20 protein-coding genes and 1 tRNA gene are annotated in these 20,510 nt (G+C 33.6%); 9 read left to right on the top strand and 12 right to left on the bottom strand.

All coding sequences use genetic code 11. The features are described 5' to 3' along the window. Nucleotide 1: 1 nt before the first annotated feature. Nucleotides 2-496, top strand: a complete 495-nt coding sequence (locus IAI56_RS03190; RefSeq protein WP_187656495.1) for a DUF6646 family protein — start codon at nt 2-4, stop codon at nt 494-496. Nucleotides 497-511: 15 nt separating this feature from the next. Beyond that, nucleotides 512-1,087 carry a PhnA domain-containing protein gene (locus IAI56_RS03185; protein WP_187656494.1) on the top strand — a complete coding sequence of 192 codons (576 nt, stop codon included), beginning with the start codon at nt 512-514 and terminating at the stop codon, nt 1,085-1,087. Nucleotides 1,088-1,628: 541 nt separating this feature from the next. Here IAI56_RS03185 and IAI56_RS03180 read toward each other — a convergent pair. The 4 genes from IAI56_RS03180 to IAI56_RS03165 form a co-directional block, all read right to left on the bottom strand. Beyond that, complete coding sequence (locus IAI56_RS03180) at nt 1,629-2,003, bottom strand: hypothetical protein (protein ID WP_187656493.1); 375 nt, start codon at nt 2,001-2,003, stop codon at nt 1,629-1,631. A 133-nt stretch (nt 2,004-2,136) separates the two neighbouring features. Continuing rightward, nucleotides 2,137-3,690 (bottom strand): L-piperidine-6-carboxylate dehydrogenase, encoded by a 1,554-nt coding sequence (gene amaB / locus IAI56_RS03175; protein WP_187656492.1) that lies wholly within the window; start codon nt 3,688-3,690, stop codon nt 2,137-2,139. Nucleotides 3,691-3,885: 195 nt separating this feature from the next. Beyond that, the gene (locus IAI56_RS03170; protein ID WP_187656491.1) at nt 3,886-4,422 is read right to left on the bottom strand and encodes a 3-hydroxyanthranilate 3,4-dioxygenase; all 537 of its coding nucleotides are present in this window, start codon (nt 4,420-4,422) and stop codon (nt 3,886-3,888) included. Between the two features lie 61 nt (nt 4,423-4,483). Continuing rightward, the gene (locus tag IAI56_RS03165; RefSeq protein ID WP_187656490.1) at nt 4,484-5,587 is read right to left on the bottom strand and encodes an endonuclease/exonuclease/phosphatase family protein; all 1,104 of its coding nucleotides are present in this window, start codon (nt 5,585-5,587) and stop codon (nt 4,484-4,486) included. 139 nt (nt 5,588-5,726) lie between these two features. On the opposite strand from IAI56_RS03165, the gene IAI56_RS03160 reads away from it, so the two are divergent. From IAI56_RS03160 to IAI56_RS03140, 5 genes are all read left to right on the top strand, one after another. Beyond that, nucleotides 5,727-8,597, top strand: coding sequence for a carboxypeptidase-like regulatory domain-containing protein (locus IAI56_RS03160; protein WP_187656489.1), 2,871 nt, complete (start codon nt 5,727-5,729; stop codon nt 8,595-8,597). A 19-nt stretch (nt 8,598-8,616) separates the two neighbouring features. Beyond that, a complete protein-coding gene (locus IAI56_RS03155) occupies nt 8,617-9,996 on the top strand; it encodes a DUF5689 domain-containing protein (protein ID WP_187656488.1) in 1,380 nt (459 codons plus the stop codon). A 1-nt stretch (nt 9,997) separates the two neighbouring features. Beyond that, nucleotides 9,998-10,441, top strand: coding sequence for a lipocalin family protein (locus IAI56_RS03150; RefSeq protein WP_187656487.1), 444 nt, complete (start codon nt 9,998-10,000; stop codon nt 10,439-10,441). Nucleotides 10,442-10,521: 80 nt separating this feature from the next. Next, the gene (locus IAI56_RS03145; protein ID WP_187656486.1) at nt 10,522-12,423 is read left to right on the top strand and encodes a S9 family peptidase; all 1,902 of its coding nucleotides are present in this window, start codon (nt 10,522-10,524) and stop codon (nt 12,421-12,423) included. A gap of 399 nt (nt 12,424-12,822) precedes the next feature. Next, complete coding sequence (locus IAI56_RS03140; RefSeq protein ID WP_187656485.1) at nt 12,823-13,179, top strand: helix-turn-helix domain-containing protein; 357 nt, start codon at nt 12,823-12,825, stop codon at nt 13,177-13,179. Between the two features lie 117 nt (nt 13,180-13,296). Here IAI56_RS03140 and accC read toward each other — a convergent pair whose 3' ends face one another. The 6 genes from accC to pdxA all read right to left on the bottom strand — a co-directional run bounded on the left by accC (nt 13,297) and on the right by pdxA (nt 18,274). Beyond that, complete coding sequence (gene accC, locus IAI56_RS03135; protein ID WP_187656484.1) at nt 13,297-14,643, bottom strand: acetyl-CoA carboxylase biotin carboxylase subunit; 1,347 nt, start codon at nt 14,641-14,643, stop codon at nt 13,297-13,299. Between the two features lie 91 nt (nt 14,644-14,734). After that, nucleotides 14,735-15,217 carry an acetyl-CoA carboxylase biotin carboxyl carrier protein gene (gene accB, locus IAI56_RS03130; protein WP_187656483.1) on the bottom strand — a complete coding sequence of 161 codons (483 nt, stop codon included), beginning with the start codon at nt 15,215-15,217 and terminating at the stop codon, nt 14,735-14,737. A 22-nt stretch (nt 15,218-15,239) separates the two neighbouring features. Continuing rightward, nucleotides 15,240-16,238, bottom strand: a complete 999-nt coding sequence (locus tag IAI56_RS03125) for a beta-ketoacyl-ACP synthase III (protein WP_187656482.1) — start codon at nt 16,236-16,238, stop codon at nt 15,240-15,242. Nucleotides 16,239-16,395: 157 nt separating this feature from the next. Beyond that, on the bottom strand, nt 16,396-16,590 hold the full coding sequence (rpmF, locus tag IAI56_RS03120; RefSeq protein WP_073308476.1) for a 50S ribosomal protein L32: 195 nt from the start codon (nt 16,588-16,590) through the stop codon (nt 16,396-16,398). A gap of 9 nt (nt 16,591-16,599) precedes the next feature. Further along, the gene (locus tag IAI56_RS03115; protein WP_187656481.1) at nt 16,600-17,142 is read right to left on the bottom strand and encodes a YceD family protein; all 543 of its coding nucleotides are present in this window, start codon (nt 17,140-17,142) and stop codon (nt 16,600-16,602) included. A gap of 85 nt (nt 17,143-17,227) precedes the next feature. Continuing rightward, nucleotides 17,228-18,274, bottom strand: a complete 1,047-nt coding sequence (gene pdxA / locus IAI56_RS03110) for a 4-hydroxythreonine-4-phosphate dehydrogenase PdxA (RefSeq protein ID WP_187656480.1) — start codon at nt 18,272-18,274, stop codon at nt 17,228-17,230. A gap of 59 nt (nt 18,275-18,333) precedes the next feature. Between pdxA and IAI56_RS03105 the strand changes: the two genes are divergently transcribed. After that, on the top strand, nt 18,334-18,924 hold the full coding sequence (locus IAI56_RS03105; protein ID WP_187656479.1) for a riboflavin synthase: 591 nt from the start codon (nt 18,334-18,336) through the stop codon (nt 18,922-18,924). Nucleotides 18,925-19,374: 450 nt separating this feature from the next. Here IAI56_RS03105 and IAI56_RS03100 read toward each other — a convergent pair. After that, a tRNA-Ile gene (locus IAI56_RS03100) sits at nt 19,375-19,448 on the bottom strand. Nucleotides 19,449-19,498: 50 nt separating this feature from the next. Continuing rightward, on the bottom strand, nt 19,499-19,900 hold the full coding sequence (gene mce, locus IAI56_RS03095; RefSeq protein WP_187656478.1) for a methylmalonyl-CoA epimerase: 402 nt from the start codon (nt 19,898-19,900) through the stop codon (nt 19,499-19,501). A gap of 216 nt (nt 19,901-20,116) precedes the next feature. On the opposite strand from mce, the gene rbfA reads away from it, so the two are divergent. Then, the gene (gene rbfA / locus IAI56_RS03090; RefSeq protein ID WP_169524600.1) at nt 20,117-20,509 is read left to right on the top strand and encodes a 30S ribosome-binding factor RbfA; all 393 of its coding nucleotides are present in this window, start codon (nt 20,117-20,119) and stop codon (nt 20,507-20,509) included. Nucleotide 20,510: the final 1 nt, after the last annotated feature.

The following is a 20,510-nucleotide window of genomic DNA, read 5'->3' as shown; positions in this document are numbered from 1 at the left end:
AATGAGAAAAGTATTCATAATTATTGCAGTATTTTGTGTGTCATTTGCCAATGCACAAGCGTTCAAAGGAAAAGGTGATTTAAAAGGACAAGTAGGATTAACACTTCAAGATGGCGGAACTGGAATTGGAGTTTTGACCGATTTTGGAATGGGTGAAAACATGTCTTTTGGAATTGTTGCTGGTTATATGTTGAATGCCGATGAAATTGGTGGCGTAAAAGCACGATTTGAAGACAGAGCCGATTTGAAAGTGCGTTTCAGTGCTAATATTGGAAACGTATTAAAATTAGATGAACACATGGATATTTATCCAGGTTTGAATTTAGGTTTGCGCAATTTTGGTGGACATCTTGGTTTTAGATACTTCTTTACCGATGGTTTTGGAATGTTTGCCGAAGCCAATGCGCCTTTAGCACGTTATGATACCGATGTAAACGGATTTGAACATTATAATAACCAATTTGTATTCACGATTGGCGCATCATTTAATTTATAATTGCCAAAATAAAAAATGAGTATCGTTACCGAAAAAAGAGTAAAAGACAGAAGTGGTTCAGTATGTGAAATTAGTGGAAGTGATGAAAATTTAGTGGTTTACTTAGTGGAACCAAAAACCGAAGAAACACCCGAAAACTGCATTTTAATTACCAAAAACTTAAAAAATCAAATCGAGAATCCCGAAACCATGAATCCTAACGATTGGCGTGGTTTGTCAGATAGCATGTGGAATGAAAACCTTCCGGTGCAAATTGTTTCTTGGCGAATGCTGGCGCGATTGAAAAATTACGATTTATTAGACATGATGTATCTTGATGAAGATGCATTAGAATGGGCAAAAGCAACAGGCGAAGCCGATGATGACGAAGGAAAAATTATCCACAAAGATTCTAACGGAAATATCCTGAAAGATGGCGATTCGGTAGTTTTAATTAAAGATTTAGATGTAAAAGGTGCAACCTTTACTGCAAAACGCGGCGCTGCGGTTCATAATATCAAATTGGTATGGGACAACGCTGAGCAAATTGAAGGCAGAGTTGAAAACCAACACATAGTTATCTTAACGCAATATGTGAAGAAAACGAAGTAATACTTTTTTTGTAATATAAAAACAAAACCCTGAAATTTTCAGGGTTTTTGCTTTTATGTTCTGTGGTTTTGTATCAGTTGCAAACTATTTTTCACCAAAAAAATAAATTTCTTGAGGAACGCAAACTTGAATCTACTACAACATTTCCATGAATTGATGTAAAAGCTTATATATGGTTATAAAGACTAATTTAGTTGGTTTTTATGGCTAATTAAGTTGGTGTTTTTAACCAACTATATTGGTTTTATGGATAATTAAATTGGTGTTTTTAACCAACTGTATTGGTTTTTATAACTAACTAAGTTGGTGTTTTTAACGAACTGTATTGGTTTTTATGGCTAACTAAGTTTGCCTTTAAAACCAACTATATTGGTCTTTTTTTGTTTACTTAGTTAAATCTTTAAGTAAAATTATTAAGAATCAAACATGTAGTTATTTAACAGTAAAAGTGTTTTTTTTAGATTTATATATTGAAAATGAGTTTTTTACGCATAAAAAAACGCTTCGATTGAAGCGCTTTTATATTCTTTAAAAAGAAAGTTTAATTAGCAACCAAAGCCACATCAATCAGCTTTGGAATAACGTGACATTCATCTCTCGTTATTGAAATAACTCCAGAAGTAAAAGTTTGATAACCTTCTTTGGAAACGGTTATGGTATAATTTCCTTGTCGTTCAAACGCACCAATAAATATTGGATTGGTTGTGTTTATAACTTGTAATGTTTCTGAATAATTTCCATCGGTTGCTACAACAGTTACACCATCGCTAGTTGGAGTTGTCGAATTGCCTAAACGTACAGTTACATTTAAAGCCGCAACAGCTTCTGTGGTGCAAAAGATTGTTTCGTCATCATCGTTACAAGTTGATGCTAGAAGCAAAGGCGCAAAGCATAATAATAAAATAATTTTTTTCATAGGAATTAAGATTTGTTTAACTCAAGATGTGAAATAAATAAAATAGTTGCGTAGCAAAACAAAAAGCGTCCCAAAAATTATTTTCGGAACGCTTTTCTTTATTCTATTTTCTTTGTTCTTTTCTCTTCAAAAACTACAAATCAAATTTAATTCCTTGTGCCAATGGCAAACTAGTAGTATAGTTGATGGTATTGGTTTGTCTTCTCATGTAAACTTTCCAAGCGTCCGAACCTGATTCTCTTCCGCCGCCAGTTTCTTTTTCACCACCAAAAGCGCCACCAATTTCAGCTCCAGAAGTTCCAATGTTTACGTTGGCAATTCCACAGTCTGAACCTGCATGTGATAAGAAAGCTTCGGCTTCACGAAGATTGTTGGTCATAATTGCTGATGATAATCCTTGAGCCACGCCATTTTGAATAGCAATCGCATCATGAACATCACCAGAATATTTTAATAAGTATAAAACTGGAGCAAAAGTTTCGTGTTGAACGATTTCAAAATGATTTTGAGCTTCGGCAATCGCTGGTTTTACATAACAACCACTTTCATAACCTTCGCCTGAAAGAACACCACCTTGAACGATGATATTTCCGCCTTCGGCAACTACTTTTTCTAAAGCTTTGTTGTATAATTCTACCGCATGCGTATCGATAAGTGGACCAACGTGATTGTTTTGATCCAATGGATTTCCGATGCGCAATTGTCCATAAGCCGAAACCAAAGCGTCTTTTACTTTGTCATAAATGCTTTCGTGGATGATTAATCTTCGAGTTGAAGTACAACGTTGTCCAGCGGTTCCAACTGCTCCAAAAACAGCTCCAATAACCGTCATTTTAATGTCAGCATCAGGAGTAACGATAATAGCGTTGTTTCCACCCAATTCTAAAAGTGAATTTCCTAAACGTGCTGCACAAGCTTGCGCAACGATTTTACCCATTCTGGTTGAACCAGTTGCTGAAACTAAAGGAACACGTTTATCGTGTGTCATCATTTCACCCACTTTATAATCACCATTGATTAAACATGAAATTCCTTCTGGAAGGTTGTTTTCTTTCAATACTTCGGCGATGATGTTTTGACAGGCGATTCCACACAAAGGTGTTTTTTCGGATGGTTTCCAAACGCAAACGTCTCCACAAATCCAAGCCAAAGCAGTATTCCAAGACCAAACAGCTACCGGAAAGTTGAATGCCGAAATAATTCCAACAACGCCAAGCGGATGATATTGCTCGTACATTCTGTGTCCAGGACGTTCAGAATGCATGGTTAATCCGTGAAGTTGACGAGAAAGACCAACGGCAAAGTCGCAAATGTCTATCATTTCTTGAACTTCTCCGAAACCTTCTTGCAACGATTTCCCCATTTCATAGGAAACTAATTTCCCAAGTGGTTCTTTATATTTTCTAAGTTTTTCTCCAAATTGACGCACAATTTCACCTCTTTGTGGCGCTGGCATCATTTTGAATGTTTTAAAAGCTTCGGTTGCTGTTTGCATTACTTTTTCGTAATCTTCGGCGGTTGTAGTTTTTACTTTTCCGATTAATTGTCCATCTACTGGAGAATAACTTTCAATGATGTCTCCGTTTGAAAAATGATTATTTCCTGTTGATGTTCCTTCGTTGATGGCTTTTACACCCAAGATTTCTAATGCTTCGGTCATGCCGAATTGTTGTGCAATTGTTGACATTATGTGTTTTTTAGTATTGTTTTTTAAAGTTTATGCAAAAATAGTGGTTTATTTTGAATTTTTGTTAATTAGCCCTGATGGAAGCGGCATCCTTTTTTATTGTTTTTGTAGAAACGGACTTAGACTGCGCTCAGCGTGACAAAAACAATAAAAAAAGATACAGCGGACAGCAGGATTCAGCTCCTGAAAAAAAAATTATTTGGTTACAAATCTTTTGTCAGTTTCCATGATGGTTCCACATTTATCACAAGTTCTTAGTGCTTCGGAGTTGTAAAAATGGTTGAAATGTTTCAGGAAGTCTTTTTCGATGTCATTGAGTTCAAAATAGACTTCATACAATTTGTGGTTACAGTTGTCGCAAAACCAAAGCAAACCGTCGGGAATGTCTTTTCCTTGTCTTTTTCGTTCTACAACTAATCCTATTGAATTTTCTGTTCGTGATGGTGAATGTGGCACTTTTGCAGGAAGTAAAAACATGTCGCCAGCCGAAAGTTTCATGGCTTTCTTTTCACCATTTTCCTGAACGTAAACGGTTATTTCGCCTTCGAGTTGGTAGAAAAGTTCTTCGGTTTCGTTATAATGATAGTCTTTTCGAGCGTTTGGTCCAGCAACTATCATGACGATATAATCACCTGAGTCGATGTATAAATTTTTATTACCAACAGGTGGCTTTAGTAAATGACGGTTTTCGTCTATCCATTTATTAAGGTTGAAAGGTTTTTGGATTGCCATTTTTTTAAAATTTAAGTAAAGTTACAAAATAAAAAATCCCGATAAAATCGGGACTTTAAATTTATTTAATTTCTTTAATAAGATAGAGAAACACTGGAAAGTGATCGCTAAATCCTGGAGCAACAGATGAGTTTCTAAGTGGATAACCTTTGTACTGACCGGTTGTTTGTATCATGTAGGGTTTGTTGTAAATTCCTGCTTTCCAATAGCGAAAAGAAGAATAATCTTTTCTAACTAAAGCTTCAGACACCATGATTTGGTCAAAAATATCTCCTGCATCTCTATAAAAAAGTGTTGAATGTCCTTTGTAAAACATTTCTTCAAATGGATTATAGATTCCTTTTTCTTTTACTTCTTCTTTTTTTCTTTTAGCACCTATTCCTTCTTTGACGCTTTTATTGTAAGTACCGTCGTTTAAATCGCCCATAGTTAAAATTTTTGCGTTTGGATTAATAGCAAAAATTGAGTCCATGATTTTTCTGTTTAGTCGTCCAGCTGCTTCTCTTAAAGGAGAACTTTTCTTTTCACCACCAGATCGCGATGGCCAGTGGTTTACAATAATGTTAACTTCTTCGCCATCAAGAAATCCTGTAACTAATAATTGGTCACGAGTATAAATTCTATCATTTGATTTAGTATCGGTAACAACATCATCTTCTGATTCGTCTTTATCTTTTTTATCCGATTTTCCTTCCATGCTTTTGTAAACCAATAATGGAATGTTTTTGAAACTTGTAGGCTTGAAGTGTTTCTTTTGGTATAAAAGTCCAACGTCTATTCCGCGTTTATCGGGAGAATCAAAATGAACAACACCATAATCTTTATTAATAAGTAATGGTTCTTTTACTAAATCTTCAAGAACACCTCTGTTTTCAATTTCACAAACACCAATAATTGTTGGAGAATTGGATGGGTTTTCTGAAGTGCCAATTTCTGACAAAACTCTTGAAAGATTGTGGAGTTTTTGTTTGTATTTTTTACTAGTCCAGTTCATTGCACCATTTGGAAGCCATTCTTCATCATTGTTTGGTCCATTGATAGTATCAAATAGGTTTTCTAAATTGTAGAAAGCAACAGTATGAATATTATACTTTTTTGCCTGCGCATTAGCACTAAAAATTGCGAAAAAAGCAATGAAAAGTGCCATAAATCCTTTAATTCTCATAAATCGTATATTAATTTAATATCAAGTTTATTACAAACTTCGAGCCAAAAGTAAATAATATTATTAAAAGATGTACATTTGTCGGCTGTTATGTTTGTGTTAAGCAGAGCAGAAAAGAAAAATTAATATTATTTTATTTATGAAAAAACTTGTTATTAGTACACTCTTTGTATTGCAAGTAGTTTTTGTATTCGGACAATCTACTGGTTTTACCGGAAAGGTAATCGATTCAAAAACTCAAAAGCCATTACCAAGTGTTGTAGCTTCTATTCAAAACACTAGTTTTACCTCTTTAACAGATGCAGCAGGTGTTTTTACATTTGACAAATTATCCTCAGGAAGTCAGCTTTTGCAGATAAAAAGTGCAGGATATAAAGAGCAACTTCTCGTTGTAGAAGTTGTAGATGGTAAAATGCTTGATTTAGGTGTGGTTGTCTTAGAAGAAGATGTTTCTATTGAACAACAAATTAACTTGATATCAATTCTTGAGAATGATTTAGGTGATGATAATAGCGGTTCAGAAAATACCGCTGGACTATTACAGGCTTCTAGAGATACATATCAACAAGCAGCTGCTTTCAACTGGGGTCAAGCACGTTTTAGAATTAGAGGACTTGATAATGAATATTCTACCACTATGATAAATGGTGTATCAATGAATAAACTATTAGATAATAGACCACAGTGGGGAAATTGGGGTGGTTTAAATGATGCTACCAGAAATCAGGAGTTTACAATGGGTTCTGCTCCATCAGATTATACATTTGGAGGTATTCTTGGTACACAAGAAATAAATACAAGAGCTTCTATATATAGAAAGGGAACTCGCGTGTCTTATGCAGGAACTCAAACGAATTACAATTGGAGAGCTATGGCAACTCATGCGTCTGGAATGAATAGCGATGGATGGGCATTCGTTGTATCTGCTTCAAGAAGATGGGCAGAAGAAGCTTATTTTGAAGGAACTGATTATTCAGCAAATTCATTATTTGCAAGTATCGAAAAGAAATTCAATGAAAAGCATAGTTTGAATTTTACATCTATATATGCTCAAAATAGAAGAGGTAGAAATTCTTCAAATACAGATGAGATTGTCAGTATTGCAGGTATCAAGTATAACTCTTTTTGGGGATGGCAAGATGGTAAAAAAAGAAACTCTCGTGATAGAGAAGTTGAAGAACCAATTAATATGTTAACTCACTATTGGAGATTTAATGATAAAACCTCATTAACATCTAATGTGATGTATCAATTTGGTAAAATTGGAAATTCAAGGATAGATTTTGTTAATGCAGCTAATCCTGACCCAACTTATTATCAAAATTTACCAAGTTATTTTACTTCTTTGTATGATAACAATCCTGAAACAGTTCCAAATTCTGCATATCAACCAGGTGGTTTGGGAGGTGTTTATACACCAAATCTTATTGGAGCTATGGATGCGCCATTTTTGACGCAAAGACAAATCGATTGGAATGCAATGTATAGAGCCAATACTACTGCAATTGTAGATGGAAATGGTAATGAAATCGGTCGAGCACCAGCAAGAAGTTCTTACGTTCTGTATGAAGATAGAACAGATGATAAGCTTTTTGTTGCAAATTCTATTTTAAGTTCTCAACTTTCTGATAATATTGTAATGAATGCAGGAGCGAGTTACAGTAAATTAAAATCTAGTAATTTTCAAATGTTAACAGATTTATTAGGAGGACATTCATTTCTAGATGTTGATCCATTTCAAGAAGGAAGCGCACAACAACCAGATTTAAACAACCCTGATAGAATTATTAGAGAAGGTGATAAATATGGGTATAACTATAATTTATTTGCAAACCATATTGATGCTTTTACTCAATTCAAATTTACTTATGAAAAAATAGATTTTTATCTAGCTCAATCTTTCAGCAGAAAAGATTATCAAAGAGAAGGTTTATATAGAAATGGTATTTATCCTAATTCTTCATTTGGAAAAAGTGAAAAAGTTGATTTTGATAACTTTGGTTTCAAAGGTGGCTTAACTTATAAAATAACAGGTAAGCAGTTTTTAAGTTTTAACAGTGTTTACATGTCAAAAGCACCATCAATGAGAAATGTTTTCTTCAATGCAAGGTTAAGTAATACTCCTGTTAGAAATTTAAGAAGTGAAACAGTTTCAAACTTAGATGCAAGTTATGTAATTAAAACTCCAACCTTTAAAGCAAGACTAACTGGTTTCTATGCTAATATTAAGGATGCTACAGAAACAGCATTTTTCTTTGCTGAAGGAGCATTTGAAGAAGTAGAAGTTGGAGATGGTGGCGATGCTTTTGTGGCAGAAATAGTAACTGGTTTAGATAAATTAAATATTGGTGCTGAACTTGGCTTGGAATATCAAATAACTTCAACTCTTAAAGCAACTGCTGCTGCTTCTTATGGACAATATACATACACTAACAATCCAACAGTTACTTTGAATGATGATACAAGAGCTTCAGTAGGACTTTCAACTTTAGTTAATCTTGGCGAAGCAAAACTTAAAAATTATAGACAACCAGGAATGCCACAACAAGCTTATGCAGTTGGTTTAGAATACAGAGATCCAAAGTTTTGGTGGGTTGGAGCTAATGTAAATTATCTTGCAGATACTTATCTAGATGTATCTCCTGTTTTAAGAACGAATAGTTTTTTAAGAAACCCATTAGATGCAAATGGATTTCAATTTCCTGAGGCAGAACAAAGTAGAGTAGATAAATTGCTAAAACAAGAAAAATTTGATCCTTATACATTAGTAAACCTTACAGGTGGAAAGTCATGGAGAGTTTCTGGTAAAAATCCTGTTACTTTAGGTTTATTTGCTACTTTGAACAACGTATTTGATATTCAATACAAAACAGGAGGATTTGAACAAGCTAGAAATGCTAATTATAGAGAGTTAAATCAAGATGTTTCTAGCGGGACTCCATCATTTGCACCTCGTTATTTTTATGGGTTTGGAAGAACTTATTTCTTTAATTTTTATATCAATTTCTAAAAAAAAAAAAATTTATTATATGAAAACAACATTTTTTAAATCAATACTTGTATTAACTTCAGTTGCAAGTTTTACATCAAGTTGTGTTAATGATGACAATTATGACACACCACAAGTTAACTGTATTGAAACCACTTTACAAAAAACTAAAGAAGTTTCTGAATTAAGTTTCGGTTCTACAGTTACACAATATCAACAAGACGATGTGATTGAAGCATATGTGGTTTCATCAGATAAAGGTGGTAACTTCTTCAAAACAATTTCTTTTCAAACATTACCAACTTCTACACAACCCATACCTTTATCATTCAGTGTGCCTGTTGATGTAACTTCTACTTTTGTATCTTTCGAACCAGGAAGAAAAGTTTTGATTAAACTAAATGATTTATATACCGATGTAAGTAATGGTGGAAAAAGAATAGGTGGAATTTTTGTTAGTACAAGTGGTACTGCTGCTGTAGGTAGATTACCACGTGAATTATACAGAACAGCTTTAAATAAGTCTTGTCAAATTGTTTCAGAAGACCAATTAAAAAGAACTTTAACAATACCTCAGTTGTTGAACGATGCTAATATTAACACACTTGTAGAATTAGAAAATGTTCAGTTTTCTAATCAAGCTATAACAACTACATATTATGACTCCGCAAATGATTTAGGTGGCGCAACTAATCACCTATTGACAGATGCTGATGGAAACACAGTAATCTTTAGAACAAGTAGTTTTGCTAATTTTGCTGCTAAACCTGTTGCTCAAGGTAGAGGTAAAGTCAGAGGAATATTAACAAAGTTTAATTCAGATTATCAACTCTTAGCTAGAACTGAAGATGATATTCAATTAAATGGTCCAAGATTAGCGCCAATTTTTTCTGAAAATTTCGAAAGTATTTCAGGTGCAGGAAATGGACAAAATGTTGCCTTGCCTGGTTGGTCTAATGTTTCTATGAATGGCGGTAGTGAAAAATGGGAAGTTAGACAGTTTCCTCTTAATACAGGTAACAAATTCGCTCAATTTTCTCCATTTGGAATTACGCCAGCGGAAAATAATGTTGATACTAGATTAATTACTCCAGCCATCAACTTAGATGCAACTTCAGGTGAATTTTTAAGATTTGGTTCAAAAGTTGGATTTGCTAACGGTGAAGCTGTTACGGTTTGGATTTCAACCAATTATGACGGAAGTGGAACTGCTGCAGCTGTTAACGCCGCTACTTGGACACAGTTGAACGCTACTTTTGCTGGTCAAACTAGTTCATTTCCAGCAAATTTCACTAGTTCAGGGAACGTAGATTTATCTTCATATTCAGGAAATGTTTACATTTCATTCCGTTATGTTGGTGGAACTAATGGAATTACATCTACTTACCAAATTGATAACGTTGAAGTTTATGCTCAATAATATGAAAAATATTTTTAAATTATTACTTCTTTTACCACTAGCTTTTGTGTCATGTGGTGAAGATGAAGACGATTTTGTGGAACAAAATTATTTAGTAGGTAAATGGGAGATTTCAGAAATAGGAACTACAAATCCACAAGGTGTTATTTTATACCAAGATTACGTAAATAATTCAGAATGTAAAGACAATTATATTTTCAATGAAGATTTTACTTTTGAAAGTAATGATTACACAACAGATGTAACTTGTGCTAACACTTCTATTGAAGGTACATATGATAGATTATCAACAAATGTTACTTTAAACTATACAACTACAGTAAATGGTAATCCTCAGCCAGTTTCTAGATCTTTTAGTATAATTTCGTTGACATTTTCAGATGTTGTCATTGCATATACAAATGACTTAAATCAAATTGTATATTTGAAATTACAGAAAGTGTAATTCGATTTTATAAGAATACCAAATCAAAAAGCGTTGCCAACAAGCAGCGCTTTTTGTATTTTAGCAAAAAATAAAAAAAAATGAAAAAATTAGTTCTAATTGCTACAATCATAATGAGTACAAATTCATTTGCACAAGAAGTACTTTCTCCCGAAACACTCTGGAAATTAGGCAGAGTAACACCACTCGGAATTTCTGTCGACGGAAAAAATATCGTTTATAAAGTGGCAATTCCTTCTGTGGAAGAAAACAAATCCAATGCTAAGTTTTACACTATTCCAGTTACTGGCGGAAATGCTGTTGAGGTAAAAGAAACCAAAGATTTAGTCAAAGACAAAAACGTTTCTCCCGATGGAAAATACATTCTTTCTTCCCAAGAAGTTAAAACCGAAAATATACTCGGAAAAGACATTTATCCTGAACTGAAAAAAGCCGATGCTTATGTATATAACGGATTAGACTATCGTCATTGGGATACGTGGAACAACGGAACTCACAACCACGTTTTCTATGCCGAAAACAAAGAAAAAGCTAAAGCAATTGATATTATGCCAAATGAACCGTATGACAGTCCGCAAAAACCTTTTGGTGGCGACGAAGACTACATTTGGTCACCTGACGGAAAAAGTATTATTTACGTAAGCAAAAAGAAATTTGGTACCGATTATGCTTTATCAACCAACGCCGATTTATACGAATACAACATCGAAACTAAAACTACGACCAATTTAACCGAAAGTAATAAAGGTTACGACATGAATCCGGTTTTTTCTCCAACAGGAAATCTAACTTGGCTTCAAATGAAACGCGATGGATACGAAGCCGATAAAAACGACATCATCGTTCGTTTCAAAGGAATGGACATCAATTTAACCGCCAATTGGGATGGTTCTGTAGATAATATGCTGTGGAGTAACGACGGAAAAAAAGTCTATTTCACAGCAGCAGTTGAAGGAACAAAACAATTATTCGAAGTGAACTTCCCAGGATTAACAAGAATAGCTGTTACGGTTAAACAAGTTACTTCAGGTGATTTTGATGTCAATGATTTAATTGGTTTTTCAGGCGATAACATCATCGTTACTAGAACCGATATGAACCATGCTCCAGAAATCTATTCGTATAATCTAAAGAAAAAAACGTGGCTACAAATCACAAAAACCAATGACGATACTTACGCTAAATTAGCTTTACCAAAATACGAAAGACGATACGTAACCACAACCGATGGCAAAAAAATGCTCGTTTGGGTAATTCTTCCTCCAAATTTTGATAAAAACAAAAAATATCCAGCTTTATTATATTGTCAAGGTGGACCGCAATCACCGTTAACACAAAGCTATTCGTTCCGTTGGAATTTCTCCCTTATGGCTTCACAAGGTTATGTAGTTGTAGCACCAAACCGTCGCGGAATGTATGGTCACGGACAAGAATGGAACGAACAAATCTCAAAAGATTGGGGTGGACAAGTAATGGACGATTATCTCTCTGCCATTGATGATGTAGCAAAAGAAAGTTATGTCGATAAATCACGTTTAGGAGCAGTTGGAGCAAGTTATGGTGGTTATTCGGTATATTATCTTGCCGGAATTCATAACAATCGTTTTAAAACCTTTATTTCGCATTGTGGTGTTTTCAATATGGAAAGTATGTATGGAACAACCGAAGAAATGTTCTTCACCGATTGGGAAAATGGCGGAGCTTATTGGGAAAAAGACAATGCAATTGCACAAAAAACCTATGCCAAATTCAACCCAATAAAATTAGTTGACAAATGGAACACACCAATCTTGGTTATCCACGGTGGAAAAGACTACCGTGTACCAATTGGTCAAGGACAAGAAGCCTTTCAAGCAGCACAACTTCGCGGAGTAAAAAGCCGTTTTCTATATTTCCCTGAAGAAAACCATTGGGTACTAAAACCACAAAATGCGTTAGTTTGGCAACGAGAATTTTATAAATGGTTGAATGAAACGTTATAAATCAAATAACATTCTGTTTAATCAAAACCGTCAGTTCGAGTTTTTTTTGTGTAGAGAAACGGAACAAAAAAAGTATCGAGAACCAATTACTCCAATACATTAAATTAAATAGCAACAAAAAACCCAACTCGAGAAAGTTGGGTTTTTTATAGAACTAACTAGATACTTTTAACTATTGTAATATAACTTTTATATTATACAATACTGTTTTTAAGTATTGCAATACTACTTTTATATAATACAATACCACTTGTAGTTATTACAATTCTTGTTTTTATTTTTAGAAGTAGTATTGTTAGTTGTTGAATTCTTGTTTTATTTTTTGTTAATATTATTGTAAGTAATGCAATACTATTTTTACTTTTTACTTAAATTTATAATAGTTAAACAGTAATCATTATGCTATATCTCAATCTTGCACCCATTTTTAAGGCACGTCAAATAGAAAAACCCTATTCATTTCTGGTCAAAATAGGTATTGCGCCACATACAGCTTCAAAAATCATTCGCAACGACATGCACGTTTTACGTCTAAACCACATCGAGTTAATTTGTCTGCATCTCCATTGTGAACCAAATGATTTATTAGCCTTTAAACCTGACAAAAACACGGTTTTAAACAACAATCATCCATTAAATAAGTTTATCCCAAAACAAGAAGATTTCAATTGGCAGGAAACACTAAAAACACTTCCCGTTTCTAAACTCAAGGAAGTTGCCAAGTTCATTAACGATGCAAAACAAGAAGACCAATAAATCAAATAAATGTTTGTAGATCCTACTTGACACCCTGAGCGCATCCCAAAGTTTCGGGAGAAGGGTAAATAATAATTTATAAAAACAAAAACCTCACTAAGTAGTGAGGTTTTCTATCTATTCTGGATCGTTCATTTTAAACGTTTCCATAAACTTAGTAGTATAATTTCCGGCAACATAATCCGGTTCATCCATCAATTGTCTGTGGAATGGAATAGTCGTTTTAATTCCTTCAATATAAAACTCATCCAAAGCACGTTTCATTTTGCTAATTGCTTCTTCTCTAGTTTGAGCAGTAGTAATCAATTTTGCAATCATAGAATCATAATTTGGCGGGATAGTATAACCAGCATAAACGTGAGTGTCAAGACGAACGCCGTGTCCACCTGGCGCATGTAGTACGGTGATTTTTCCTGGTGAAGGACGAAAATCATTATATGGATCTTCGGCATTGATACGACATTCGATTGAGTGTAATTGTGGTAAATAGTTTTTACCCGAAATTGGCACTCCAGCAGCAACTAATATCTGCTCACGAATTAAATCATAATCAATAACTTGTTCAGTAATAGGATGTTCTACCTGGATACGAGTATTCATTTCCATAAAGTAGAAATTACGGTGTTTGTCAACCAAAAATTCAACCGTTCCAGCACCTTCATATTTAATATATTCGGCAGCTTTTACAGCGGCTTCACCCATTTTAGTACGCAATTCATCCGTCATGAATGGAGAAGGAGTTTCTTCAGTCAATTTTTGATGACGACGCTGCACAGAACAATCTCTTTCAGATAAGTGACACGCTTTTCCATAAGAATCACCAACCACTTGAATTTCAATATGTCTTGGTTCTTCGATAAGTTTTTCCATGTACATTCCGTCATTTCCAAAAGCTGCAGCAGCTTCTTGACGAGCACTTTCCCATGCTTTTAAAAGTTCTTCTTCTTTCCAAATAGCACGCATTCCTTTTCCACCACCACCAGCAGTAGCTTTCATCATTACTGGATAACCAATTTCTTTGGCTACTTTTTTGGCTTGTTCAAAATCTTCTAAAATTCCTTCAGAACCTGGAACACATGGAACGCCAGCTTCTTTCATAGTTGCTTTTGCGGTAGCTTTGTCTCCCATTTTGTCAATCATTTCTGGTGAAGCACCGATAAATTTGATGCCATGTTCTTGACAAATTTTTGAAAATTTAGCATTTTCAGAAAGAAAACCATATCCTGGATGGATTGCATCTGCATTGGTGATTTCAGCAGCTGCAATGATATTTGACATTTTCAAATATGAGTCTTTACTTGGTGCTGGACCAATGCAAACGGCTTCATCAGCAAATTTTACGTGTAAACTTTCAGCATCAACAGTAGAGTAAACAGCTACTGTTTTAATTCCCATTTCACGACAAGTACGAATTACACGAAGTGCAATTTCTCCTCTATTGGCTATAAGTATTTTTTTAAACATAATTTTTTAATTAGATAATTAGACAATGTGTCAATTAGACAATTTATGAAGAAAGAAAACTTCTAACTTCCAACTTCTAACTTCTAACTTTTTAAGATGGATCAACTAGGAATAATGGTTGGTCAAATTCTACTGGCGACATATCATCAACCAATATTTTTACGATTTTACCTGTAACTTCTGCTTCAATTTCGTTGAATAATTTCATGGCTTCTACTACACATAGTACATCTCCTTTTCCGATAGAAGTTCCAACTTCTACAAATGGAGCTTTGTCTGGAGATGGTTTTCTATAAAAAGTTCCAATCATTGGTGATTTTATAGTAATGAATTTTGAGTTGTCTTCGGCTGGAGCAGCTGGAGCAGCTGGTGTTGCTGGAGCAACTGGAGCTGAGGCAACTGGAGCAGCAATGGCTTGTTGCATTGGTGCTTGTTGTACATAAGTAATATCAGGAGTATTTCCTTCTAACGTAGTTCTAATAGTGATTTTAACATCGCCTGTTTCCAATTTTACTTCGGCTACGCCAGAATTGGATACAAATTTGATCAGGTTTTGAATTTCTTTTAAATCCATAATTAGGTAGTTTAAATTAGTTTTATTGTTTGTTATAAGCCCATTTTAGGTAGATTGATCCCCATGTGAAACCACCACCAAATGCGGCAAAAATTAAATTATCTCCTTTTTTTAGTTTGTCTTCAAAATCGTGAAGAAGCAATGGTAACGTAGCTGAAGTTGTATTGCCGTATCGGTGGATGTTAACTAATACTTTTTCTTCGTCTAATCCCATTCTATTTGCTGTTGCGTCAATAATTCTTTTGTTAGCTTGATGCGCTAATAACCAGTTTACATCATCTTTGGTTAAATTATTACGTTCCATGATTTTTTCGCTTACATCTGCCATTCCTGAAACAGCATATTTGAAAACTGTTTTACCATCTTGAAATACAAAATGTTGTCCGTTTTCAACCGTTTCAATTGATGGAGGAAGAATTGATCCACCAGCGTCAATTTTCAAATATTCTCTTCCAATTCCGTCGCTTTTTAAAAATTCGTCTTGAAGTCCAAGTCCTTCGTGATTTGGTTCAAATAAAACGGCTCCAGCACCATCACCAAAAATAATACAAGTTGCTCTATCTGTGTAATCTATGATGGAAGACATTTTGTCAGCACCAATTAAAAGTACTTTTTTATATCTTCCAGATTGAATATAAGCTGCTGCAGTAGACATTCCATATAAAAAGCTTGAACATGCTGCTTGTAAATCATATGCAAAGGCATTGGTTGCACCAATTTGTGTTGCTACATAAACGCCTGTTGAAGCTACCGGCATATCGGGTGTTGCGGTAGCCATGATTATTAAATCAATTTCTTCGGGATTGATGTTTGCTTTAGAAATTAGATTTTGAGCGGCTTTAATTGCCATATAAGAAGTGCCTTTTCCTTTTTCTTTTAAAAGTCTTCTTTCTTTGATTCCTGTACGAGATGTAATCCATTCGTCATTGGTATCAACCATAGTTTCCAGTACTTGGTTTGAGAGTACAAATTCTGGAACATATGCTCCAACTGCGGTAATTGCGGCTGTTATTGTAGTCATAAAATGGGTGTTTTTCTCTTCAAATTTTTATGTTTGAAAAGTTGTGGAAATTACAAAATTTTTTTCACCTAACGTTGTTAGATTTGGATATTTTTAAAATTTATAAAAACAAAAAACTCCCACCAATAGTGAGAGTTTGTTTTGTAAAAAACTTTAATTAAGCAACAGCTACTGATTTATCAATAACTACTTGTCCTCTGTAATACATTTTACCTTCATGCCAGTAAGCTCTGTGGTATAAATGTGCTTCTCCAGTTACTGGACATGTTGCAATTTGAGCAACAGTTGCTTTATAGTGAGTTCTTCTTTTGTCTCTTCTAGTTTTCGAGGTTTTTCTTTTAGGATGTGCCATTTTACTATATTATTTATCCGTTAACAGGTTTTTTAATTTGTCCCAACGTGGGTCAATATTTTCGTATTTATTTTCTACTTTTTTATTTTCTTCAACTTGAATTGCATTTAGTTTTTCTAACGCATCCGATTTTAATGTTCCATCTTTTACGCCTGGATGAACTCTTTTGTGAGGAATAGATAACGCAATCATTTCATAAATGTATTGAGATAAGTCTATTTGATGTTCTCCATGTGGTAGAATTAATAACTCTTCATTGTCATTATTAAATTCATCTCCAAATTGAACTACTAATTTTAATTTTCCTCTTATTGGTAAATCAAAATTTTCTCCAGTTAAATCACAAGGCACGTTTACTGTTCCTTTGTGTTTAAAGCTTACTTCGAGCATGGTTGTCTTTTTTTCTAAAACAACATCTACTTTTATATCGCAGTGCTCAAATTCATCAAAACCAAATTCATCAAAGAACTTCTTACTAATTTGAAAATCAAATTGATGCTTTCCTATTTTTAATCCTATAAAAGGTATTAAATACTCATGGGTACTTTTCATCTCAACAACAATTTTCCTCAAATATTCAGGAGTGCAAAGATATAAAATTATTGCAATTCCAATAATCTTATCAACATTTTTTTGTTTATAATTGCTTTTCCTTTGTTTTTAAGGGGTTTTTACTGATTTCGGCGTGTGATAATCTCGAATTATAGATGTCAATTGCTAAATAAACTGCTTCTCTAAACGAATTATGGTCGGCAATTCCCTTTCCGGCAATGTCAAAAGCGGTTCCATGATCGGGAGAAGTTCTAATTTTATTTAATCCGGCAGTATAATTTACTCCGTTTCCAAAAGACAATGTTTTAAAAGGAATTAATCCTTGATCATGATAGGTTGCAATAACCGCATCATATTTTTCATATTGTCCACTTCCAAAAAATCCATCGGCAGGAAAAGGTCCAAAAACCATTTTTCCTTTATCAAATAGTTTTTTAATGGTTGGTTTTAAAACTTTGTCATCTTCATTTCCAATAACTCCGTTATCACCTGCGTGAGGATTTAAAGCCAAAACTGCTATTTTTGGTTTATTGATGCTGAAATCTTGAACCAACGTTTGGTGAATAACATTTATTTTTTTGATGATTAATTCTTCGGTTAATTTTTTTGCAACTTCGTTTACTGGAATATGATCGGTCATTAAACCTACTCTTAAATTGTCTTGAACCATAAGCATTAGAGCATCACCTTCAAGTTCTTTGTCAAGATAATCGGTATGTCCAGGAAATTTAAAGTCATCCGATTGAATATTGTATTTATTAATTGGAGCTGTAACTAAAACGTCAATCTGATTTTCTTTCAAAGCTTTTGTAGCAGCAACAAATGATTTTATGGCATATTTTCCAACATTGTCATCGTTTTTACCAAAATTCAAATCAACGCCTTCTCGCCAAACGTTTAGAACATTTATTTTTCCAATTACAATTTGGTCAAGTTTGTCAATACCGTGTAATTGCGCTGTTAATTCTAGATTTTTTTTTATAAATGAAAGGATTTTTACATTAGCAAAAATTACAGGCGTACACAATTCCAACATTCTTGTATCTTCGAATGTTTTCAGAATGATTTCACTTCCAATACCATTTAAATCTCCAACTGAAATCCCTACAATTATATTTTCTGCTTTTTTCATATGAAAGGCAAATTATTTATCGCTAATTTTGAGGTGCAAATTTAGTAAAATAAAAGACAATGTTTACAGGAATTATTGAAACACTCGGAATTATAAAAGATATTCAAAAAGAAGGCGATAATCTCAACATCACAATAACTTCTTCAATAACCAATGAATTAAAAATTGACCAAAGTGTTTCCCACAATGGTGTTTGTTTGACAGTTGTAGCAATTTTAGACGATGAATATACAGTTACAGCAATTAAAGAAACGATTATAAAAACCAATTTATCCGATTGGAAAGTTGGAGATATTGTAAATCTTGAACGAGCAATGAAATTAGGCGATAGACTTGACGGACATATTGTTCAAGGTCATATAGATCAAACCGGTGAATGCATTTTTATTGAAGAAGCCAATGGAAGTTGGTATTTTACTTTTAAATATGATAAAAAAAATAGTAATATAACAATAGAAAAAGGTTCGATAACGATAAATGGAGTTAGTTTAACCGTTTTGAATTCAAAAGACGATGAATTTAGCGTGGCAATAATTCCATATACTTTTGAGCATACAAATTTTAAAAATTTTACAATTGGAACTAAAATTAATTTAGAATTTGATGTAATAGGTAAGTACATCTCTAGGTTAACTTCTTTGTACAAATAAAAAAGCTTCAAATTATTTTGAAGCTTTTTTTCTTAAACTTATATTTTTTCTTAATTTATAATAACCAAATATTAAAGATGATATTGTTAAAATCCATATTGAACCGTCTATTGGCGTACCTGGCGGTGGCGGAGGTAATCCAGGAGCAGGTGGATTTGGTGCTGCAAAAACGCAGAAACAAGGTAGCAAAAATACTACAAAGCAAAATATTGATTTCTTAGGGACAATTCTCATAGGCCGTAAAAGTATAAAAAAAATCTAATCGTCAAAATAAATTATTAGTTTTATAAAATAAATTGATGAAAATTTAATTTACAATTACATTTGTTTTTGTTAAGAAATTAAAATTTTATCAAAAAATAAAACATTATTTAATTTCAATAAACGTTTTTTTTTGCATTCTGGTTTTTTTTAAATCAAAAAACCTCAAATTTTGAGGTTTTTTGATTGTGGTCCCACTTGGGCTCGAACCAAGGACCACCTGATTATGAGTCAGGTGCTCTAACCAACTGAGCTATAGGACCTGTTTTGAGTTTGCAATATTACTACTATTTTTTATTCGATGCAACTATTTTTATTGTATTTCTTGGCAAAGTTCAATTAAAACGCCATTTGTGCCTTTAGGATGCAAGAAAGCAACCAATTTATTGTCTGCGCCTTTTTTTGGAATTTCGTTTAAAATGGTGAAACCTTCTTTTTTTAATCGTTCGATTTCTAAAATGATATCTTCTACGTCAAAAGCGATGTGGTGAATGCCTTCACCCTTTTTTTCTATGAACTTGGCTATTGGGCTGTTTTCGTTTGTAGCTTCGAGGAGTTCGATTTTGTTTGGACCGTTCATGAAAAATGAAGTTTTTACACCTTCGCTGGCAACTTCTTCTTCCTTGTAAGGTGGATTTCCGAATAGTTTTTCAAATAGCAAATTGGATGTTTTCAAATTTTTTACGGCTATTCCTACATGTTCTATTTTTCTCATGATTTTTTCTTTAACCGCAAAGTTCGCAAAGTTTTTTACAAAGTTCACAAATTGGCTATGGTTTTTTATTTAGCCCCGATTGTAGTGGAAATCAACTTTGTTTAAGTTGAAAACTTTGACAAAGTTATTGTAACGGAAAGCGGGAAAATGGTTTGTAAATTTACCAAAAGTTTTGCTCCTAAAGATTATGAAACTTTAAAATTGTATTTTTGCACGATGGAAACGAATAGACAGAAAAAAATTGGCAGTGTGCTTCAAAAGGATTTGGTAGATATTCTGCAAGGTGAAGTGCGTAAAAATGGAATTACGAATTTGGTAATTTCGGTTTCAAAAGTGAGTGTGACGACTGATTTATCTATTGCGAAGGTATATTTGAGTGTTTTTCCACAGGATAAAGCTAAGGATTTGCTGGAAGCGGTGAAAACCAATGCGCCGTTGATTAAACATGATTTGGCGCAGCGCGTGAAACTTCAGTTGAGAAAAGTTCCAAATTTGGCTTTTTATATTGATGATTCATTGGATTATATTGAAAAGATTGATAATGCTTTGTCGGGCAAAGAAAATCCTATTGAAAATAGAGAACTTTTAGAAAAACGCAAGAAATTTTAAG

Origin of the sequence: Flavobacterium macrobrachii, from assembly GCF_014486675.1 — a bacterium.
In the GTDB taxonomy this organism is placed as follows: Bacteria; Bacteroidota; Bacteroidia; order Flavobacteriales; family Flavobacteriaceae; genus Flavobacterium; species Flavobacterium macrobrachii.
Note: the sequence above shows the minus strand (reverse complement) of the source record. Positions and strands in the feature narration are given on the sequence as shown.

Bases quoted from the DNA above. Each gene is read 5' to 3' on its own strand.
- IAI56_RS03190 (WP_187656495.1), top strand. From the start codon at position 2: ATGAGAAAAGTATTCATAATTATTGCAGTATTTTGTGTGTCATTTGCC.
- IAI56_RS03185 (WP_187656494.1), top strand. From the start codon at position 512: ATGAGTATCGTTACCGAAAAAAGAGTAAAAGACAGAAGTGGTTCAGTA.
- IAI56_RS03180 (WP_187656493.1), bottom strand. From the start codon at position 2,003: ATGAAAAAAATTATTTTATTATTATGCTTTGCGCCTTTGCTTCTAGCA.
- amaB (WP_187656492.1), bottom strand. From the start codon at position 3,690: ATGTCAACAATTGCACAACAATTCGGCATGACCGAAGCATTAGAAATC.
- IAI56_RS03170 (WP_187656491.1), bottom strand. From the start codon at position 4,422: ATGGCAATCCAAAAACCTTTCAACCTTAATAAATGGATAGACGAAAAC.
- IAI56_RS03165 (WP_187656490.1), bottom strand. From the start codon at position 5,587: ATGAGAATTAAAGGATTTATGGCACTTTTCATTGCTTTTTTCGCAATT.
- IAI56_RS03160 (WP_187656489.1), top strand. From the start codon at position 5,727: ATGAAAAAACTTGTTATTAGTACACTCTTTGTATTGCAAGTAGTTTTT.
- IAI56_RS03155 (WP_187656488.1), top strand. From the start codon at position 8,617: ATGAAAACAACATTTTTTAAATCAATACTTGTATTAACTTCAGTTGCA.
- IAI56_RS03150 (WP_187656487.1), top strand. From the start codon at position 9,998: ATGAAAAATATTTTTAAATTATTACTTCTTTTACCACTAGCTTTTGTG.
- IAI56_RS03145 (WP_187656486.1), top strand. From the start codon at position 10,522: ATGAAAAAATTAGTTCTAATTGCTACAATCATAATGAGTACAAATTCA.
- IAI56_RS03140 (WP_187656485.1), top strand. From the start codon at position 12,823: ATGCTATATCTCAATCTTGCACCCATTTTTAAGGCACGTCAAATAGAA.
- accC (WP_187656484.1), bottom strand. From the start codon at position 14,643: ATGTTTAAAAAAATACTTATAGCCAATAGAGGAGAAATTGCACTTCGT.
- accB (WP_187656483.1), bottom strand. From the start codon at position 15,217: ATGGATTTAAAAGAAATTCAAAACCTGATCAAATTTGTATCCAATTCT.
- IAI56_RS03125 (WP_187656482.1), bottom strand. From the start codon at position 16,238: ATGACTACAATAACAGCCGCAATTACCGCAGTTGGAGCATATGTTCCA.
- rpmF (WP_073308476.1), bottom strand. From the start codon at position 16,590: ATGGCACATCCTAAAAGAAAAACCTCGAAAACTAGAAGAGACAAAAGA.
- IAI56_RS03115 (WP_187656481.1), bottom strand. From the start codon at position 17,142: ATGAAAAGTACCCATGAGTATTTAATACCTTTTATAGGATTAAAAATA.
- pdxA (WP_187656480.1), bottom strand. From the start codon at position 18,274: ATGAAAAAAGCAGAAAATATAATTGTAGGGATTTCAGTTGGAGATTTA.
- IAI56_RS03105 (WP_187656479.1), top strand. From the start codon at position 18,334: ATGTTTACAGGAATTATTGAAACACTCGGAATTATAAAAGATATTCAA.
- mce (WP_187656478.1), bottom strand. From the start codon at position 19,900: ATGAGAAAAATAGAACATGTAGGAATAGCCGTAAAAAATTTGAAAACA.
- rbfA (WP_169524600.1), top strand. From the start codon at position 20,117: ATGGAAACGAATAGACAGAAAAAAATTGGCAGTGTGCTTCAAAAGGAT.